At 54.7% G+C, this 18,589-nt stretch carries 12 protein-coding genes and 1 rRNA gene; all 13 read right to left on the reverse strand.

Annotated features, from left to right (window positions below):
* A 16S ribosomal RNA gene (locus DFP98_RS24115) occupies positions 1 to 98 on the reverse strand; the annotation flags it as partial.
* 1,196 nt (positions 99 to 1,294) lie between these two features.
* A complete protein-coding gene (lysS, locus tag DFP98_RS24120) occupies positions 1,295 to 2,815 on the reverse strand; it encodes a lysine--tRNA ligase (RefSeq protein WP_116063312.1) in 1,521 nt (506 codons plus the stop codon).
* Positions 2,816 to 2,990: 175 nt separating this feature from the next.
* Positions 2,991 to 3,467 carry a transcription elongation factor GreA gene (greA, locus tag DFP98_RS24125; protein ID WP_116063186.1) on the reverse strand — a complete coding sequence of 159 codons (477 nt, stop codon included), beginning with the start codon at positions 3,465 to 3,467 and terminating at the stop codon, positions 2,991 to 2,993.
* 205 nt (positions 3,468 to 3,672) lie between these two features.
* On the reverse strand, positions 3,673 to 4,701 hold the full coding sequence (gene dusB, locus DFP98_RS24130; protein WP_116063187.1) for a tRNA dihydrouridine synthase DusB: 1,029 nt from the start codon (positions 4,699 to 4,701) through the stop codon (positions 3,673 to 3,675).
* Positions 4,695 to 5,213 (reverse strand): 2-amino-4-hydroxy-6-hydroxymethyldihydropteridine diphosphokinase, encoded by a 519-nt coding sequence (gene folK / locus DFP98_RS24135; protein ID WP_116063188.1) that lies wholly within the window; start codon positions 5,211 to 5,213, stop codon positions 4,695 to 4,697. Before folK ends, dusB begins: the two co-directional genes overlap by 7 nt.
* A 6-nt stretch (positions 5,214 to 5,219) precedes the next feature.
* Positions 5,220 to 5,612 carry a dihydroneopterin aldolase gene (gene folB / locus DFP98_RS24140; protein ID WP_116063189.1) on the reverse strand — a complete coding sequence of 131 codons (393 nt, stop codon included), beginning with the start codon at positions 5,610 to 5,612 and terminating at the stop codon, positions 5,220 to 5,222.
* Entirely contained in the window at positions 5,605 to 6,468 is an 864-nt protein-coding gene (folP, locus tag DFP98_RS24145; protein WP_116063190.1) for a dihydropteroate synthase, read from the reverse strand. Before folP ends, folB begins: the two co-directional genes overlap by 8 nt.
* On the reverse strand, positions 6,465 to 7,346 hold the full coding sequence (gene pabC / locus DFP98_RS24150; RefSeq protein WP_116063191.1) for an aminodeoxychorismate lyase: 882 nt from the start codon (positions 7,344 to 7,346) through the stop codon (positions 6,465 to 6,467). The genes folP and pabC overlap by 4 nt, the downstream gene beginning before the upstream one ends.
* Complete coding sequence (gene pabA / locus DFP98_RS24155; protein ID WP_116063192.1) at positions 7,343 to 7,924, reverse strand: aminodeoxychorismate/anthranilate synthase component II; 582 nt, start codon at positions 7,922 to 7,924, stop codon at positions 7,343 to 7,345. Before pabA ends, pabC begins: the two co-directional genes overlap by 4 nt.
* Positions 7,921 to 9,522 carry an anthranilate synthase component I family protein gene (locus DFP98_RS24160; RefSeq protein WP_246016674.1) on the reverse strand — a complete coding sequence of 534 codons (1,602 nt, stop codon included), beginning with the start codon at positions 9,520 to 9,522 and terminating at the stop codon, positions 7,921 to 7,923. The genes pabA and DFP98_RS24160 overlap by 4 nt, the downstream gene beginning before the upstream one ends.
* A gap of 233 nt (positions 9,523 to 9,755) precedes the next feature.
* Positions 9,756 to 10,019 (reverse strand): hypothetical protein, encoded by a 264-nt coding sequence (locus tag DFP98_RS24165; protein ID WP_116063193.1) that lies wholly within the window; start codon positions 10,017 to 10,019, stop codon positions 9,756 to 9,758.
* A gap of 147 nt (positions 10,020 to 10,166) precedes the next feature.
* Entirely contained in the window at positions 10,167 to 12,221 is a 2,055-nt protein-coding gene (locus DFP98_RS24170; protein WP_116063194.1) for a hypothetical protein, read from the reverse strand.
* Positions 12,222 to 12,371: 150 nt separating this feature from the next.
* Positions 12,372 to 18,548, reverse strand: coding sequence for a DUF4838 domain-containing protein (locus tag DFP98_RS24175; protein WP_116063195.1), 6,177 nt, complete (start codon positions 18,546 to 18,548; stop codon positions 12,372 to 12,374).
* Between the last annotated feature and the right edge of the window lie 41 nt (positions 18,549 to 18,589).

The following is an 18,589-nucleotide window of genomic DNA, read 5'->3' on the forward strand; positions in this document are numbered from 1 at the left end:
CCTCATCAGGAGCAAGCTCCATCAGAGATCCGCTCGACTTGCATGTATTAGGCACGCCGCCAGCGTTCGTCCTGAGCCAGGATCAAACTCTCCATGAAAGGAGCTTTCACGGCAGGGCTTCCAGAGGAAGTCCCGAGAGTGAAAGTCTCCAACGCACAGAGCCTTTGAGGCTCATTCACTGCTGGTTTGCCTTCCGACGACCGAAGCCGTCTTCCGACGTTTTTGTTTCTTACGCTCAATGTTCAGTTTTCAAAGAACAATCGGTGTTTCTTTTTTCAGTGCCGCTCGAGGCGACTTAAATAATATAGCACAGCCCACAAACACTTGCAACCCCTTTTTCATATGAATTTTTCAGATTATCAAAAGATATTTCCGACACCCCTCAGAAGACCCATTCACTAATAATGCGATAAAGGAAACAACGCAAGCAAAATGCCGAAAACCTGCAAATCGACTGCGTCCAATTAGAACCGAGAAAGGGTTGTAAAGAAGATGTTCTCGTACGAGTAGGTTTTATGTGCTCTCAACCGGTTTGAATTCTAGCTGCAATGTTCTCCTGAGTTAGTTTATGTGAGAAAAAAAGGCGGCGCGAGAGCCAAGAAGGTACTTCAGCTGGACCGAGGCCGGGACGCGGAGGCCAAGAAAGTACCTTGGCGAGACCTAATAGAGCGATCCCGAAATAATGTAATGTATTCAGCTGACGATGTGTAAGACGACTGGACAAGCTTAGAGCGTCCAACCGCGATATCAAGTGGCTGCAAGCGTGCTGGACAAGCTTAGAGCGCCCAACCGCGACATCGAACGGCCGCAAGCGTGCTGGACAAGCTTAGAGCGTCCAACCGCAACATTAAGCGGCTGCAAGCGTGCTGGACAAGCTTAGAGCGCCCAACCGCGATATCGAACGGCCGCAAGCGTGCTGGACAAGCTTAGAGCATCCAACCGCAACATTAAGCGGCTGCAAGCGTGCTGGACAAGCTTAGAGCGCCCAACCGCGATATCGAACGGCCGCAAGCGTGCTGGACAAGCTTAGAGCATCCAACCGCAACATTAAGCGGCTGCAAGCGTGCTGGACAAGCTTAGAGCGTCCAACCGCGATATCGAACGGCCGCAAGCGTGGTGGACAAGCTTAAAGCGTCTTCGTTAAGTTATTTCCGAAGCCACGTACTAGGCCGGGGCGCGAAGACCAAGAAGGTGCCTTGGCGAGACCGAGAGCATCGCATCGCTATCCACCCCTAAGCGCAACAAAAAGCCGGCTGCCCGCCCATAAGGCGAACAACCGGCTCTTAACTACCTCTTATCCGTCGGAACGCTCCCGCATATGAGGGAACAGCAGAACGTCGCGGATCGACGGCGCATCTGTCAGCAGCATAACCAGACGGTCGACGCCGATGCCGAGTCCGCCCGTCGGCGGCATACCGTGCTCAAGAGCGCGGATGAAATCGTCGTCCATCTCGTGCGCTTCGTCGTTGCCCGCTTCCTTCTCTTCAAGCTGCGATTCAAAACGCTCCCGTTGATCGATCGGATCGTTCAGCTCGGTGAAGGCGTTGGCGTGCTCTCGGGCGACGATGAACAGCTCAAAACGGTCCGTAAACCGAGGATCGGCCTCGTTCTTCTTCGCCAGAGGAGAGATCGCCACCGGATGCCCTGTAACGAAAGTAGGCTGAATCAGCGTATGCTCGCAGAACGTCTCGAAGAAGGCGTTGACGATGTGGCCGAACGTCATATGCTTTTCGACCGGAACCTTATGCTCCTTGGCCAGCGCATGAGCATCCTCATCCGTCATCTGAGCCGTAAAGTCCACGCCTACCGTCTCGCGAATCAGCTCAGTCATCGAAACTCTGCGCCACGACGGAGTCAGGTCCACTTCCTGCCCTTGATAGGTGATCTTCGTCGTACCAAGTACCTCTTGAGCGATATGAGCAATCAACGACTCGGTCAGACGCATGATGTCTTCATAATCGGCATAAGCTTCGTACAGCTCGATCATCGTGAACTCGGGATTATGGCGCGTCGAGATGCCTTCATTCCGATAAACGCGTCCGATCTCGTACACCTTCTCCAATCCGCCGACGATCAGCCGCTTCAGATGAAGCTCAATCGCGATACGCATATAAAGCTGCATATCGAGCGCATTGTGGTGCGTAATGAAAGGACGAGCAGCAGCTCCGCCCGCAATCGAATGCAGCGTAGGCGTTTCGACTTCCAAATACCCGCGGTCGTCCAAATAGCGGCGCATCGACTGAATAATACGCGAGCGCGTAATGAACGTCTTCTGCACGTCCGGGTTAACGATCAAATCCACATAGCGCTGGCGATAGCGAGTCTCCACGTCCTTCAGGCCATGGAACTTGTCCGGCAGCGGAAGCAGCGACTTGGTCAGCACTTCAAGCTCCAGCACCTTGATCGACAGCTCGCCCGTTTTCGTTTTGAACAGAGTGCCCTTCACGCCGATCATATCGCCGATGTCAAGCAGGTCAAACGCCTTATACTTCTGCTCGGACAGAGCGTCCTGGCGAACGTAGATCTGAATTTTGCCGCTCAAATCTTGCAGATTGGCAAACGCAGCCTTGCCCATCCCCCGCTTCGTCATAATCCGGCCTGCTACGCTGACCGCAATCTCCTGCGCTTCCAGCTCTTCCTTCGATAGCTCCGAATAATTCGAAGCAAGATCGCCGGCATGATGAGTGCGTGCGAACTTAACGCCGAACGGATCGACGCCAAGCGCTCTCAGCTCGTCCAATTTTGCTCTGCGGATCTGTAGCAGTTCGCCTAATTCCGCCGCGTCCGTCTGATGCTCCTGCTCTGTGTGCTCCATAAATGTGTGCTCCTTCGCTCGTTCTGATTTATGCCGCTCGAACCGACGCAATTCAGGCAAACGTCCGCTAACAGGCAAAAAAGCTTCCGAAGGAAGCTTTTTTCTATCCCAGTCAATCGGCTTCTCCATCCTCCCGGACGGCGACTAACGTCTGAAATGCGGCAGGCCGCTTTTGCTACATTTTGATATCGACTATTTTGTATTGAATGATGCCCGCAGGAACGCTTACTTCAACGACAGTGCCTTTCTTTTTGCCGATGATTGCTTTGCCTACCGGACTTTCATTGGAGATTTTGTTGTTCAGCGGATCCGATTCGGCCGTTCCGACGATTGTATATTCCATCGTATCGCCATATTCCAAATCCTCTACGACAACCGTAGAACCGATGCTCACCGTCTCCAGATCGATTTCTTCGTGGTTGATGATCCGCGCGTTGCGGAGCATCTTCTCCAGCGTAATGATCCGGCCTTCGATGAAAGCCTGCTCGTTCTTAGCGTCCTCGTATTCCGAGTTCTCGCTGATGTCGCCGTATCCGATGGCTACTTTGATTCGTTCCGCGACTTCGCGGCGTTTGACGGATTTAAGGTTTTCGAGTTCATCTTCAAGCCTCTTAAGCCCATCTTGGGTTAGAAGCACTTCTTTGTCGCTCATCTCACCGATCTCCTGTCATGGAAAAGATTTTCGAGGTTGCTAACCAATATATGGTCGGTCATCGCCGTCATGACATCTTTATTCGATGTTACTCCTGCGATTTTCCTGATGCTTGGGCGAATATTGGTACGATTATATTGCAACCCCTTGAAAATGTCAATTCGCGGAAAGCACCCGGTAAAACGCCGGATGAAATCGCTTCCTTCTAGTGTACGAGGCTTTCGCCGGATTCAGAAGCTTGAGCGGCATCCCGCGCCAGCATTTCGTCGACCCGACTTACATATTCCTCGAGCACCGTCACGACTTCCGCCCGGGACTGCAGCTCCATGACCAAGTTTTTGGCGGCAGCGGAATCGGGAAGTCCTTTGAGGTACCATGCCAGATGCTTTCGCATCTCCCGCACGGCAACCCGCTCTCCTCTTAACTCGGCCAGACGATCCATATGCAGCATTGCGATCCGAATTTTCTCCTTTGGAGAAGGATCGGGCAGCAAATCTCCAGTCGTCAAGAAATGCACGGTACGGTAAAGCATCCAAGGGTTGCCCAGAGCTCCACGTCCGATCATTACGCCGTCGCAATTCGTATGCTCCAGCAAACGTTTAGCGTCCTCCGGAGTGAACACGTCGCCGTTGCCGATGACCGGAATGTTCACCGCCTGCTTCACGTCGCGCAGAATATCCCAATTGGCTTTGCCCGTATACAGCTGCTCCCGCGTTCTTCCGTGCACGCTGACGGCGGCGCCGCCGGCGCGCTCCACCGCCTGGGCGTTCTCCACCGCATAGATATGCTCGTCGTCCCAGCCGATGCGCATCTTGACCGTTACCGGCTTCTTGGCCGCATCCGCAGCGTAAGAGACCATCTCGTAAATTTTCTTCGGATCGAGCAGCCATCTGGCGCCCGCGTCGCATTTCGTCACCTTCGGCACGGGACAACCCATATTGATGTCGATAATGTCCGCATTCGTGTTCTGATCGACGAACTTTACGGCTTCGACGAGAGACTCCTTGTCCCCACCGAAAATTTGCAGGCTCAGCGGCTTCTCCCGTTCATCCACGAACAGCATTTCAAGCGTACGCTGGTTGCCGTGAAGAATCGCTTTATCGCTTACCATCTCCGCGCACACGAGTCCGCAGCCGAATTCCTTCGCAATCAATCGAAAAGCCGGATTGCAGACTCCCGCCATCGGAGCCAGCACGACATTGTTGTTCATTGTTACGTTGCCGATCTTCAGCATTTGTATTGCTCCTTCCCTGACTCTGCGCCTTCCCACTCCGCGAAGCGCGAGATGCCTTCTTCCCGCAACGACATCCCCGACAGCTGCTCCTCCCACGGAAAAGGAAGCTCCTCCGGCCAGATGTCCTTCAGCGGAACCAATACGAACGCCCGCTGTCCCATTCGGGGATGCGGGAGCGTCAATTCCGGCGTATCCATCTCAACCCCGTCGTACGCGAGCAGATCCAAATCGATGTTGCGCGGTCCGTTTCTGATGTTCCTTACTCGCCCCATTTCCAGTTCGATCGCAAGCAGGCGACGGAGCAGCTCCTCGGGTCCGAGCGACGTTTGCAACCCAATCGTCATATTGAGAAAAGATGGCTGGTCCGCATAGCCCACCGGGGCCGTCTCATAAACTGGGGAGATACGGCGCAGCTCCAGCTCGGGTTCCGACTGCAGCCTTCGTATCGCTTCCTTCAGCGAAGCTTCCCGGTCTCCCAGGTTGGCGCCTAGCGCCACGTATGCGTCTTGCACTCTAATTCAGTCCTCTGCAGGGACGATGCGTCCGTTCGGTCCTCGTTGTCTGGACAGCTCTACGGTCACGCCGTCAAAAGTAATGTCGAACGGCGGATTCGGCTTCGTCACCGACACCGTTGCTTTATGGATAATAGTATACGTACCGAGTACGGCAGAAGCAATGTTTGCGGCCAGCGTCTCGATCAGCTTGACCGGCGGCCCCTCCACGATCTGCTTGAGCAACGCGTGAATCTCCGCATAATTCACCGTATCCTCTACGTCGTCGCTAAGCGCGGCCTTTGCCAAATCTAGACGGAGATCAAGATCCACGTAATATTTTTGTCCGAGCCTATTTTCCTCCGGAATCACGCCATGATACCCGTAAAACACCATTCGCTTCAGCAGCATTCTATCCATTTGCAGCCTCCTCTGATCTCCGCCGGTACACGACCGCGTCCGCCATCGCCGCCACACGCTTCGACAGCAGGATGTCGTGCACTCTGACAATCTGACAGCCCTGGGCAATGCCGAGAGCCGTCGTGGTTCCCGTGCCTTCCGCCGCTTCGCTTGCCGTGACGCCGAGCGTCTGTTGAATGAACCGTTTGCGAGAGGCGGCCAGCAAAACCGGATAGCCGAGTCCGGCCAGCTCTCCCAAGCGGCCCATGATCTCCAAATTCTCTTCATAATCCTTGGCGAAACCCAGCCCCGGATCGAGCCAGATTCGATCCTTCCGCACTCCCCCGGCCAGGGCAATGTCGATACTCTCCCGCACATCGTTCAGGACGTCGGCCATAAAGCACCGATAGTCGCGATTGTCGCGATTATGCATCAGTATGACCGGACAGTTATACTTCGCCGCCACGCCGGCCATATCCGGGTCGCGTTTAAAGCCCCATATGTCATTGATGATGTGAGCGCCCGCCTCAAGCGCCTGTCTCGCCGTCTCCGCCTTATACGTATCGACGCTGATCGGCAGCTTGACCCGCTCCTTGACCGCCCGAATAATCGGCAGAATACGCGCCAGCTCCTCTTCGACCGAAACCGGAGCATGTCCCGGCCTCGTCGATTCGCCGCCGATGTCGATCAGATCGGTCCCTTCTTCGGCCATCTGCTCCGCTCGCGCGACCGCTGCCCCAACCTCGTTGTAGCGTCCCCCGTCCGAGAAAGAATCGGGAGTCGCGTTAAGTATGCCCATGATCAAAGTTCGCTGCCCCAGCTCCAGCGTTAATCCGTCGCGAAACGTATAGCTTCTCCGGTAAAAAGTCGGGTTCATCCGTTGTCGTTCCTTTCCGCAGCGTCCCGGTACAATCGCATCAAACGAAGCGTAAGCGTTCCCGCTCCTCCATCCCACGATTTCACAGTTTGGCCCTGATCATCCTCCAACCGCGCAATCGGCACGATTTCCTGGATCGAATTAGTCACAAAAATCTCGTCGGCCTCCCGCAGCGCCTCCCAACCGTAAAGGCCCTCCTCTGCAGGAATGCCCTTGGTGCGCGCCAGCCGCAAAACATAGTCCCGCGTGATGCCCTCCAACAGGCCGGTGTCGGAGGATGGCGTATACAGCTTGCCCTCATGCAGCCAGAAGACGTTGCTGACCATGCCCTCTGCGACGTATCCGGCTCCGTCGAGGAACAGCCCTTCCGTACCTGGAGCAGCTCCGACGGCTCCCAGTTCTCTCTTGGCTACGATATTATTCATATAATGAAAAGATTTTAATCGAAAGGCTCCCTCCGGCGTGCTCCGTCGCACCTTGAGCAGCCGCAGCGTCTTGCCTGCGCGGGTGTTCGGCTCATCCCCGGGGAGCGCTTTGGCATAGACGATCTCGTGCGGACGTTCATAGTCCCCCGGAGGCAGACCGATCTCGCCCTCTCCGGCCGATACCGACCAGCGGATATAGCCGTCGCTTAGTCCATTGGCCGTTAGCAAGTCCGCAATGCAGCGCTTCATCCGCCCGGCGTCCAGCTCGTAACGGATACCGAGCATATCGCAGCCTTTCGCCAGCCGCTCGACATGCTCCTCCAACAACCATGGCCGCCCCCCATAAGTGCGGAATGTCTCGAATAGACCGATCCCGTACAAAAAGCCGTGATCGAAGGCCGAGATCACGGCTTCGTCGCGGCTGGTCATTTGTCCGTCAAGCAAAATCTTCATGCTCTTACGCCCGATTTCAGATCGAGGAAATTGCGGAGCATCTGCAGCCCATGGTCGGTCATGATCGATTCCGGGTGGAATTGCACGCCTTCCACGGCGTATTCCTTGTGCCTCAGGCCCATAATCATACCGTCCTCCGTCTCCGCGCTAATCTCCAAACAATCCGGGAGCGTGTCTCTCTTCACGATCAGAGAATGATAGCGAGTCGCCGTGAACGGCGAAGGAAGGCCGGAGAAAACCGTCTTGCCGTCGTGCTTGATTTCGGAGGTTTTGCCGTGCATCAGTTCGCCGGCGCGAATGACCTCTCCTCCAAACGCTTGTCCGATCGACTGGTGGCCCAAGCAGACGCCGAGAATCGGGATTTCGCCTTTGAAGCGCTCGATCAGAGCTAGGCTGACACCGGCCTCGTTCGGCGTACACGGTCCCGGAGAAATAAGAATATGGTCGGGCGCAAGCTGAGCAATACCGTCCAGATCAATCTCGTCATTGCGGCGCACGACGATCTCCTCGCCAAGCTCTCCTAAATATTGCACGAGGTTATACGTGAAAGAATCGTAGTTATCGATCACCAGAATCATGTCGGTTCAACCTGCCCTTCGCTGTACTGCACCGCTTTCCATAGCGCCTTGGCCTTGTTCAGGGATTCGTAAAACTCCCGTTCCGGCACGGAGTCGATGACGATTCCCGCTCCGGCTTGAATATGGCAGACCCCGTCCTGTACGGCGATCGTACGAATAATTATATTAAATTCCATATTTCCGCTGTAGTCAATCCATCCGATTGAACCGGTATACGGCCCGCGCCGGGTCGGCTCAAGCTCCTCGATAATTTCCATCGTGCGGATTTTCGGCGCTCCGGTAATCGTTCCGCCCGGGAAGGTCGCGGCAAGCACGTCAAGCGCGTCCCTGCCTTCCGCCAGCGTTCCCTCTACCTGCGATACGAGATGCATCACATGGGAATATCGTTCAACCGTCAACAACTCCGGCACCTTCACCGTGCCGTATTTAGCAACCCGGCCCAGGTCGTTGCGCTCCAGATCGACGAGCATGACATGCTCGGCCCGTTCCTTCTCGCTTCCAAGCAGTTCATCCTCCAGAGCACGATCCTCTTCCGGCGTTCGCCCTCTGCGCCGAGTTCCCGCAATCGGCCGCGTGGACAAGCGCCGTCCGTCCAGCTTCACGAGCAATTCAGGCGAAGCGCTGACGAGCGCAAAGGATGGCGTTCGCAGCATGCCCATATAAGGAGACGGGTTCACGACGCGCAGCCATTCGTACAGCTCCTCGGGAGCGGCGGTCACAGATCGGCTCTGGCGCAGCGCCAAGTTCACCTGAAACACGTCTCCCTGCCCGATATACCGTTGAATCCGGCGTACCGCTTCCTCATACTCCGCTTTGTTCATCGAAGTCGACAGGCCGGGCAGCCCCTCGATGTCGATTTCCAGCCGATCTCCGGCCATCCTCTCGCGCATGCGGACCGAACGCTCCCGGTTCTCCGCGCTATCTCCATCGGACAGCCAACTCAACCACTGCCGCTCCATCTCGTCGGCGCGCTCCTGCGCAGCACAGTACAGCCCGTCCAACTCCGCGGAGGCCATGCCCGGTTCAACTCTGACATGTATGGCCATATATACCGCCTGCTCCGCGTGATCCGCAATCCATAGCTCCTCGAACCGCTGAAACACGTATTCCGGTACACCCAAGTCGTCCCTTGCGATCTCCGGCAGCCTCTCCAGGCTTCGCACAACATCATAGCTCCAGTAGCCGATGATTCCGCCAATACAGTCCGGAACGCCTTCAGGGCGCGGAGCTCGCCACGGACGCAGCCATTCTCTCAGCACGTCCAGCGGCTTGCCTTCTGCCCTACCGGTCCCCGTCCACTCCGATCCGGCCTGGCCCATGACGGGCTCCAACAGATCAGCTCCCGTGGCGTTGCCTACTATGGACGACACCGGGTGAAGTCCGACAATCGTATATCGCCCGCCTTTACCGCTCTCCAGCAGACTTGCATAGGCGAAGGCTTCCGTCCAGGCTTGATCCCAGAACGCGGGGAGCAGGCTCTGCCGCTCGGATAGATTGATTTTCCGAACATACGGCAGCAGCGTATACCCTTCGCCCGATCCGTGCCAGCTCCGCCATTGCTCGAACTGCTCAATTTCGATCACTTCTACGCCGCCCACTCTGTCCGCCCCTTTTGCCGATCAATCTCTGTCTTTTTTAGAAGGATACCATATGTCGCGATAATTCGCACATACGAAAAAAGCACACCCCGAGCACCTTGCCGCACTACTCGGAGTGTGCTTCACTCATCTCTATTTCGTTCGATTGTTTCATGCTCTTTTATTTAGACCCTCCACTTCCTTCTGAGACAGCCCCGTTGCCTCCGCTATCGTACCAATTTCCACTCCCAGCTTTAGCAGATTGCACGCCACTGCGATTTTGCCTTCCTCCATACCTCTTTGCAAACCCTTCTGCAGCCCTTCTTCCGCCCCTTCTCCAACACTTCAGGGTCGATCAGCGTTTTGAACATCTTGCTTACCTCCTTCTCCGTTTGTTCATATTCTCCGTAATGACTGTATAAGTAGTTCATGATATTCCCCAACACTTGCAAAATCTTTTCCATGTCTCCAAACTTCAGTTGCCGCTTCTCGATGAATCCGTCTCCTTCATTATACACCACTTCCCCTCTGGGCCGCGATCATCCGCCAACGCCAAAAAGCACACCCCAAATGCGCTGCCGCGCTAATCGGAGTGTGCTTCACTCGTCGTTTGATGACTTATTGGAAACAATTATACCAAACAAATGTTCCCGTGAAAAACAGTCTCAAAACGCCCTATTGCTCAATCGCAAAACAAGCGGTTGAAGCGTAGAGAACGCTCCCTGAACCTTCAGCATAACCTTATCCTTCGACAGCTCGTTACCTGTCTGATCCAACAGCATCCAGCCCCCGTCGTCTTGCAGGCGGTAGGCATAGGACTTACTCCAGCCGGCATCGACCGCCAGCGTGACTTGCTCTAGAGGGTCCAGGCTCAGATTATATACAGCGATCAGTTTGTCGCCGTTTTCCGGGTTTTCCCGAGCGCTGACGAACACATTAGGGTCTTTGACGGCGTACACTGGCAGATTGCTCCGTCCCAACCATTCCGTAATGCCTCTGATTTGCTCCTTGCGCTTGTAATTGTAAATAGAAGCCGACGTATTCTGTCGCAAGTTATACGCCATCACCGCAACCCGGCCGCCCAAGCTGTTCTCGTAGAGCGTGACGGCCGGAGCGACCGCTTCTTCCCGGTCGCTCCAGAACTCGGACATCACGCGAACCTCCGAATGCTTCGGATGAATATGGAACACGCTCGAATACTGCTGAACAGCCAGCGCCAGATTGACAAAATACATCCTCGCTCCGGACTCCGGATCCGTCCACTCATCCAGCACGGTCAGCCGTTCGCTAACAAACGTATCGCAAAGCGCGGCATCCATCTCTGTCACTTCGGCGCCGATCAGATCCCCGTATCCTCGGCGGCAGGCATACATCGCGGCAAGCCCGTCCAGAAATACGCCCGAGCCCAGCAGCTCGCGCAGCTCCGCGTCCGACAGCTCCAAAATATCTTCGCCGCAGATCATGGCCGGACCCGACCCACTCCCGGCGGTATAAGGAATCCCCATCTTGCCCAACACCGATGCCCATGCCGACGTCACAATTACAGTGGGCTGGTTTCCGACAATAGGCCGGTGCGCATGAGCATTGGGCATGTACAGCACCCGCGGCCCCGCCATACGGAAGCCTTCCACAGAGCGCTTCAGCTCGGTAAAAAACGGCTTGTTGCGCGCGATCATCCGGAAGTAGGCCTCATCCTCCAGAGGTCCGTCCGTATATTGCGTGACATAGGACTGGGAACCGTCAAACCCGTAAAACAACGCCAACGAAATAAGCGCGCGCAGCTTGGCCGCTGAGAAGAAGAAACGAGAATGCGGAAACGGATCGGATTCGTGGATCAGCTCGAATTCGTCGCCCAGCGTCGTCTTGGCATGAAGCATATGGAAGGTGAGCGATGCAAAATGATCCGCCTGGTCGCTGCTATAATCGCTGCCGAACAGGCGCACGAGCGGCTTCGTCCCCCCTGCGAGCGCTTTGGCTACGCCCTCCGTAAAATCGCCGTCCAAATCGCAGACGAAAGACTGACACAAGGCCATGCGCGTTTCCGGCGCTACTCCGTCCACCGCTCTTCGCATGCTGCCCGCCAGCCCCACAAGCGAATCCTTCATCAAGCCCGCCCATACTTTCCGGTATGCCACAGCCTGATCTCCGCCTGACTGGAACAGCGTCTCCAGTTCCTCTCTGGAAACCTCTCGACCGACAAGCTCGGAGAAACGCTTCAGGTGCAGCGGACAGAAGCAGCCGAATCGGACCACGTCGTGATTGCTCATTTCATAATCGTCTTCGAAGAAAATATACGGCGGTCTGCCCCGCTCCACAACCGTTTGCATATACGTGCCCATCGAGGCGATGAATCGTTCGTCCAGCGGACAATAGGCTCCTTGGGACACAGCCCCATCGATGCCTACTACTTTCTGTGCCGGTGCCTCCCCCTCCGACGGCAGCGGATCGATCGACAAGCTCGGCGCGCACCACCATCCGACTTCAATGCTGTCTGCCGCTACTTGCCGTCCTACCTCGCCAAGAAGATCGCCGAACGCCTCGAACGCTTGCTGAATGGTGGCTCCTTTCGCCTCCCCGTCCCATGTCGGAAAAACGAGAATGAATCTGCGCAGCCCCGCTTCCCGGTTCAGCTTTCTCATCGCTTCTATCATTTTTTCTTTCTTGTCTTTGATAAATAAGAACGGAACGATCGGATCAAACAAATCATTCTTCATCGTCAAAACGTAACACCCTTTCTAAGATGGAAGCCTTGTACCGCTCGGTCAGGGGCTGTCCCCTAGGTAAAAGAGTCGTACCGCATTGATAATCTTGTACGATCCTACTTATGGAACAGCCCCCATCCAAGCTACATCCATTTACTTCCTATCGCTTCACTGTTTATTCAATGTAACATCGTCCAGATAGACGCTTTCGCCTGCCCCAAAGCCCAAAATCGTAAATCCGATCATCGCTTTGACGACCTGCTTTCCGTTAAATTGCTCCGGAATGTTCACCGTCCATTTGATCTCCTGCCACTCGCCGTTACTGACGGTCGCCGACACAGGCGTTCCATAGAACTCAGGCTCATCCAATGTCGAGCCGTCTGCCGCCATCGGGAGAACTAGCATCTGAATTGTCCCGCCTGTCGTCGATCCTGCCGGTGTATACAAGTGCATCGTGTATTCATACTGTCCGGAACCGTTCAACTCGACGGTCTGGAGCGGCCAGATCGGCCCGGGCACTCCCGACAGCTTCAGACTGTAGTGTCCGGTTTTAGCTTGCTCATCGCTCCTGACGGTGACACAGGTTGCCGGCTGACCACCGCACCCATACGCCCATGGTCGAGCATGTGTGTCCTCTCCGTACCCAAATTCAAAGGATGCATTTTTCAGCGCAGAGGCCTGAGGATCGGCTGCAATGGCAATTTCCGCACTCAACAGCGTGTCCTCGCCTTTGTACGTCACCCTGTATTTCACCGTTTGCCCCACATTTGCCGGCGTTACGCTCTGTACGGCGAGCGTTGCCGTATGCGTTGCCGAATCCCAACTGATAGCAGTTGGCTGCTCCGCCATCGCTTCCTGGCCGTCAACAATCGCTTGCACGGTGAAGTCCGCCGCAGCAGGGGCTTCCTCCGGAGACTTGTTGAAAAGAGCCTGCACCGTTCCGTTCTCCACGGTCACTGCCGTCATCGTCAGATCGGCAACCGATAATGGCTTCAATGTAACATCGTCCAGATAGACAGTCTCGCCTGCCGCAAAGCCCATAACCGTAAACCCGACCATCGCTTTGACGACTGGCTTTCCGTTAAATTGCTCCGGTATGTTCACCGTCCATTTCATCTTATGCCAATCGCCGTTGCTTACGGTCGCCGATACAGGCGTTCCATAAAACTCAGGCTCATCCAATGTCGAGCCGTCTGCCGCCATCGGAATGACCAGCATTTGGACTGTCCCGCTTGTCGTCGTGCCTTGCGGCTTATAAAGATAAGCGCTGTATTCATACTGTCCGAAACCGTTCAACTCGACGGTCTGGAGCGGCCAGATCGGCCCGGGCACTCCCGACAGCTTCAAGCTGTATTGTCCGGTTCGCGCTTGCTCGTCGCTTCTCACGGTGACACAGGTTCCCGGCTGACCGCCGCACCCATACGCCCATGGCCGGGCATGCGTATCCTCTCCGTACCCGATTTCGAAGGAAGTATTCTTCAGCGCGGAGGCTTGGGGATCGGCCACAATGGCAATTGCCGAACTCAACAGCGTATCCTCGCCTTTGTACGTCACTCGATATTTCACCGTTTGCGCCATGTTAGCCGGCGTTACGCTCTGCACGTCGAGCGTAGCCGTATGCGTAGCCGAATCCCAATTGATAGCCGTTGGCTGCTCCGCCACCGCTTCCTGGCCGTCAACATTCGCTTGCACGGTGAAGTCTGCTGCAATAGGGGCTTCCTCCGGAGACTTGTTGAAGACAGCCCGCACCGTTCCGTTCTCCCCGGTTACTGTCGTTAAAGACAAGTAATCAGCCGGCAATTCCGTTAAGGTAAAGTCATCTGCATATACCCAGCCTGCACCGGCCGCCTTGTAAATGACGATCGTCACATGAGAGAAGCCTTCCGGAGGCGTAAATGTGATCGAGTATTTCTTATACGCTTCCGAATCAACCGTCACATGAGCGCCCGTCAGTCCAACTCCGGGGACGTCCCAGAAGTTTATCCCGAGCAGGTTCTGTTCCCGCGCTCCAGAAACTTTCGCATAGAAGGTAAGCTTATAGGTTTTTCCGCTTTCAACGAATACGTCCTGCTCAACGCTGCTCGCGTTGACCATCACTGCCTTGCTGCCAGAGTTTGCGTCACTCGTCAGATTAGCAACCGTGTCGGAGAAATTAAACCACTCCTGCAGTCCGTCTTCAAAGCCCGGGTTCTTGACAACGGTTCCTTCGACCGATAGCAAGATTAACTTCATTGCATTCCGGACGGTTGAGGATGTCGATTGCTCTGCCAGTTGTTCAATACGAGCTGCGGTCGTGCTATTCGGATGAGCCTTGATCCAGCTCGAAAGCGCCATTGTCTCTTTACTCGAAACCGTAGCCCAGGTGAGCGGGCCTTTATATTGGTAATACAGGGAATGGAAATCCGAAAACTCCGCAAGGAGCGCCTTCCTTTGATCCATCTTGACGTTTCTATTCAGAATATCGTTCAGGATGGCCGACGCTTCGGCATCATTAGTCGGCGCGGCAACCGCGGCGCTCATGTCCACATAGCTCAACTTCGACAGCTCATAAAATTCAAACATACGCAGCAAGTCTTGCGCTCGTTTCTTCTGTTGCTGCGTCTGAGCCTTGGCAATGACGGACTCAAGAAGCTGTCTGCCGTCGACCATATCCTGCAGAGATACGTCTCTTAAATAATCCGGGGAGAGCAGCTGCATATAGTTCATTCTTTCAGGATCATTCTTCCACAATTGATACCATTGCGTATCGAAAATATCCTGCTCCCAAAATTGCTGCCATTTCTGATAGTAAGCCTTAAGGTCTGCGGCCGCTTCAGGCCCAACGGCCCGCTCATACCAGTCGTCGAGCAACGCTTCTACATCCTGCTGCGGGTCCCACTTCAGTTTGGCTGACAAGTAAGGCTTGGGCCCCTCTCCGAAGTTGGCATAAAGCTCGCTGTAGTAAGCATTTACTCCGATGGATTCCGCGTAACGGTATTCGTCCGCCATAAGCTGGAAGGCCGTTCTTGGCAGCACGTATGGCGTACCGAACAAGTAATCATAGAAAGCTACCGTTGCTCCAACTTGCGTCCATGCTTCCGATAAAGCGTGCCCTATCTGCCGCATATCCGGGTCTCCCCATGCCATCCGCTCATCGGTAATATAAATAACGACTCTCGGATCAAGGGTCACGTTAGTTGGCGGATCGGTAATATTGAGATAGGCATACGCGCCAAGATACTTGTCAGGATGCTGAGCGAACACACCTCTCGACACTTTATCCACCCAATCGAAATAACTGTCGGACATGTCGATCAAGCCTAGAGAATTTCGTTTCCCCAACGGGTCCGCTCCGCAAAAAACCAACGTATCATTTATCCCTAGAGAGTAGGAGGTGGCATCTGGATTTTCATCAAAGTAAGTGTTAATAATGCGAATCGATTCTTCGACGATCCCTTCCGACTGGAAGCATGGATTGTCGGATTCGAAGCCCAAATCCGGCGTTCCCTCCTCGTAAAATTGCGGATATTTACTCACTGGGAGCATTCGATACAAATTGTGCGTGAACGTTATTTTATCGTGTATGCGCAGATTTCTCGCCCAATCGAAAAGGGCTGGCCTTTGCGGCAGTTGCTCTTCGAACGCACGCGAGAAAAATGCCGGCTCCTGCTTAACCTCATCGCCGACCGGCACGGACAGAGCTGCCGTCTGCGGCACATCCTCCCAATCCTCTCCGGGCATTAACCAGCGCACGCCGACATAACGCTCCAGAAATTCATTGACGCCAAATTCCGTTCCCCATGATGTCGGACCGGCAATCGTTATGCGTTTGCCATTTTGATGCATCACAAATCCATCCGCATCCATTGCACTGCCCAGCAGCTCGGAGCGCTCCTGTGCGGTCAATCCGTTTTTGCCCAAATATATCTGAATGCCGTCGTATTGCTCCGGCAGGGTCTGTTCAACCGTATCTTGGTTGTCATTCACGGGAGAATCCGCATCGATTGCATTCACCTTGACTAACGTAGCGTCATCCAGATAAGCAGTCTCTCCGGCCGCAAAGTCCTTAAACGTAAACCCGACGAGCGCTTTGACAACGTTTTTCCCGTTTACGATTGCCGGCATGTTTACCGTCCATTTTAACTGCTGCCACCCGCCGTTGCTGATGGTCGCTTGCGTGTTCGGTCCATAATACTGAGGTTCATCTATTTGCGTGTTGTCCTCCGTAATAGGAAGGGCGAGCATATAGATTATCCCGTTTGTCGTCGAGCCTGCCGGCGTATAAATATAGGCGGTGTATTCATATTCTCCGGAACCGTTCAACTCGACGGTCTGGAGCGGCCAGATCGGCGAGGTTGCCCCGGACACCTTCAAACTGTATTTTCCGGTTTTGGCTTGTTCGGCGCTTCTCTCCACGAGACAGGTTAGCGGATTGCCGCCGCACCCATACTCCCAAGGTCGAGCAGGGAGCCCCTGATAACCGGCTTCGAAAGAAGAATTTTTGAGCAATGACCCCTTCGGATTGGCCGGAATATTCAATTGCGGACTGGAAAATGCATCCTGTTCTCTGTATCTAATTTGATATTTCACAGATTGCTGCACGGTCGACTTTTCGACGCGCATAACGGTTAATGTCACCGTCTTCGTTGCCTCGTCCCAGATTGCTCTGGACGGTGTCTCGCTTAATGTCGCTTTTCCATCAATAATCGCCTGAACCTTGAAATCTGCCGCAACAGGCGGAGCGACCGGCAGATTGACAAACTCCACTTGGATCGTCCCATTCTCCGCCGTCACTGTGTCTGAATTGAGGCGGTCAACGAACAACGGCAGCTCGACGCCTGTCGCTTTCTTGACATACTTAATTAGCTTGCGGGCGGCCTCTTGCGTCTGATCGTCGGCTGTGCCGTTGATGACCACCGCCGCCTTGGCGCTTCCCTCATCTACGATTTTCAGTTCAGTATCCGGTTCCGGAGTTGGTTCCGGGCTAGGGCTCGGACTTGGACTCGGCTCCGGACTTGGACTCGAGCTTGGGCTCGAACCTGTAGGAGCAGTGCCCGAACCGGATGAGCCTTCAGGCGGGGCCTTGTCTACAAGCTTTCCTGCGACCGTCACTGTAATCTGGCTGCCGAAGTTCACTTTATCCGGCCACTTATTCAAATTGGAACCGCTAACAAGAATCTGCGCAATACGAATCGTTCCATCACCCGTTACGATAGCGATCGCGTCAAATATAAACGTCTCTACAACCGTGCCCGTTTTCAACAATACACTGACACTGACGCCTACCTGACGAATTTGCCCGAACCGACCAACTAAAATCACTTCCCGCGACTGGGCGGATGCGTCAATGTTCACATCTACATTTTTAAAGCCTTCCTCCGCGCCGGTCAGTTCCCCTTCCTCCAGGATGCCCCCGCTAAGCATAAGAACGTTGCCTACATGGGTTGTACCGGAGACGACGATCCGAACCGGTCCTTCCGGCTTGTTCACAACAAGCGTTCCCGCCAGTTGAGAGTTCTTGATCTTCACACTGTTACTCCCGCCGCCGAAGACATACGTCTTCCCTTTGACAGTTACGCCATCCAGCAAAATATCCCCTTCACCAACACCCTGTGTAATATAGAGGTCACCGGCAATTACAAGGTTTTTCAACTCCACGCCGGCGGTGTTCACGGCTACGTTGCCTGCATAATCCCGCTCGTAAGTTCCTTTGCTCGCAATAAGAGATCCCATCACGTTGTCAATCAATTGCACGACTTCGGCTCTGGAAATACGCTCTTTTGGAGCAAAGCGGTTGCCTCCCCTGCCGCTAACGTATTGGCGGCTTTGCAGCGCGGCAACGGCCTCGGACGCATATGCGGATATGCTCGCTGCATCGCTGAACGCGGCCCCTGCCTTTGCCGACGCGGTATCCTCTAACTGAAAAGCACGCGCAATAATAACAGTCGCATCCTGCCTCGTAATAGCAGCTTCCGGATCAAACTTGCCTTTGCCCATGCCTTGAATCATACCGGCGGCATACACATTGGCAATAGCGGCGGCGTACCACGCGCCGCTATTTACATCCGCGAAGGGTCTGACGTCTGACGCTTGGTCAGGCAGATTAAATGAACGATCGATGAGTGCTGCGAACTCGGCCCGCGATATTGCATCGTTCGGACGATAACGACCTGCACCGTCTCCATTTAGCAGGCCGCTCTTCGCCCATCGTGTCATCATATCCTCCGCCCAATGGCCCGTTAGATCCGATTGAACGGTTACTTCTTCGCTTGCTGCCGCACGAGCTGGGACCTGTCCCCACAGCGACGCGAACAGGCTCATCGCGAGAGCAACCGGCAACAACCGCCGACTAGCCGACTTTTTCATTCGTATACAACCCCCCGTCAAAATTGAAATGCTGCTTATCG

Source organism: Cohnella phaseoli, assembly GCF_003386235.1.
In the GTDB taxonomy this organism is placed as follows: domain Bacteria; phylum Bacillota; class Bacilli; order Paenibacillales; family Paenibacillaceae; genus Cohnella; species Cohnella phaseoli.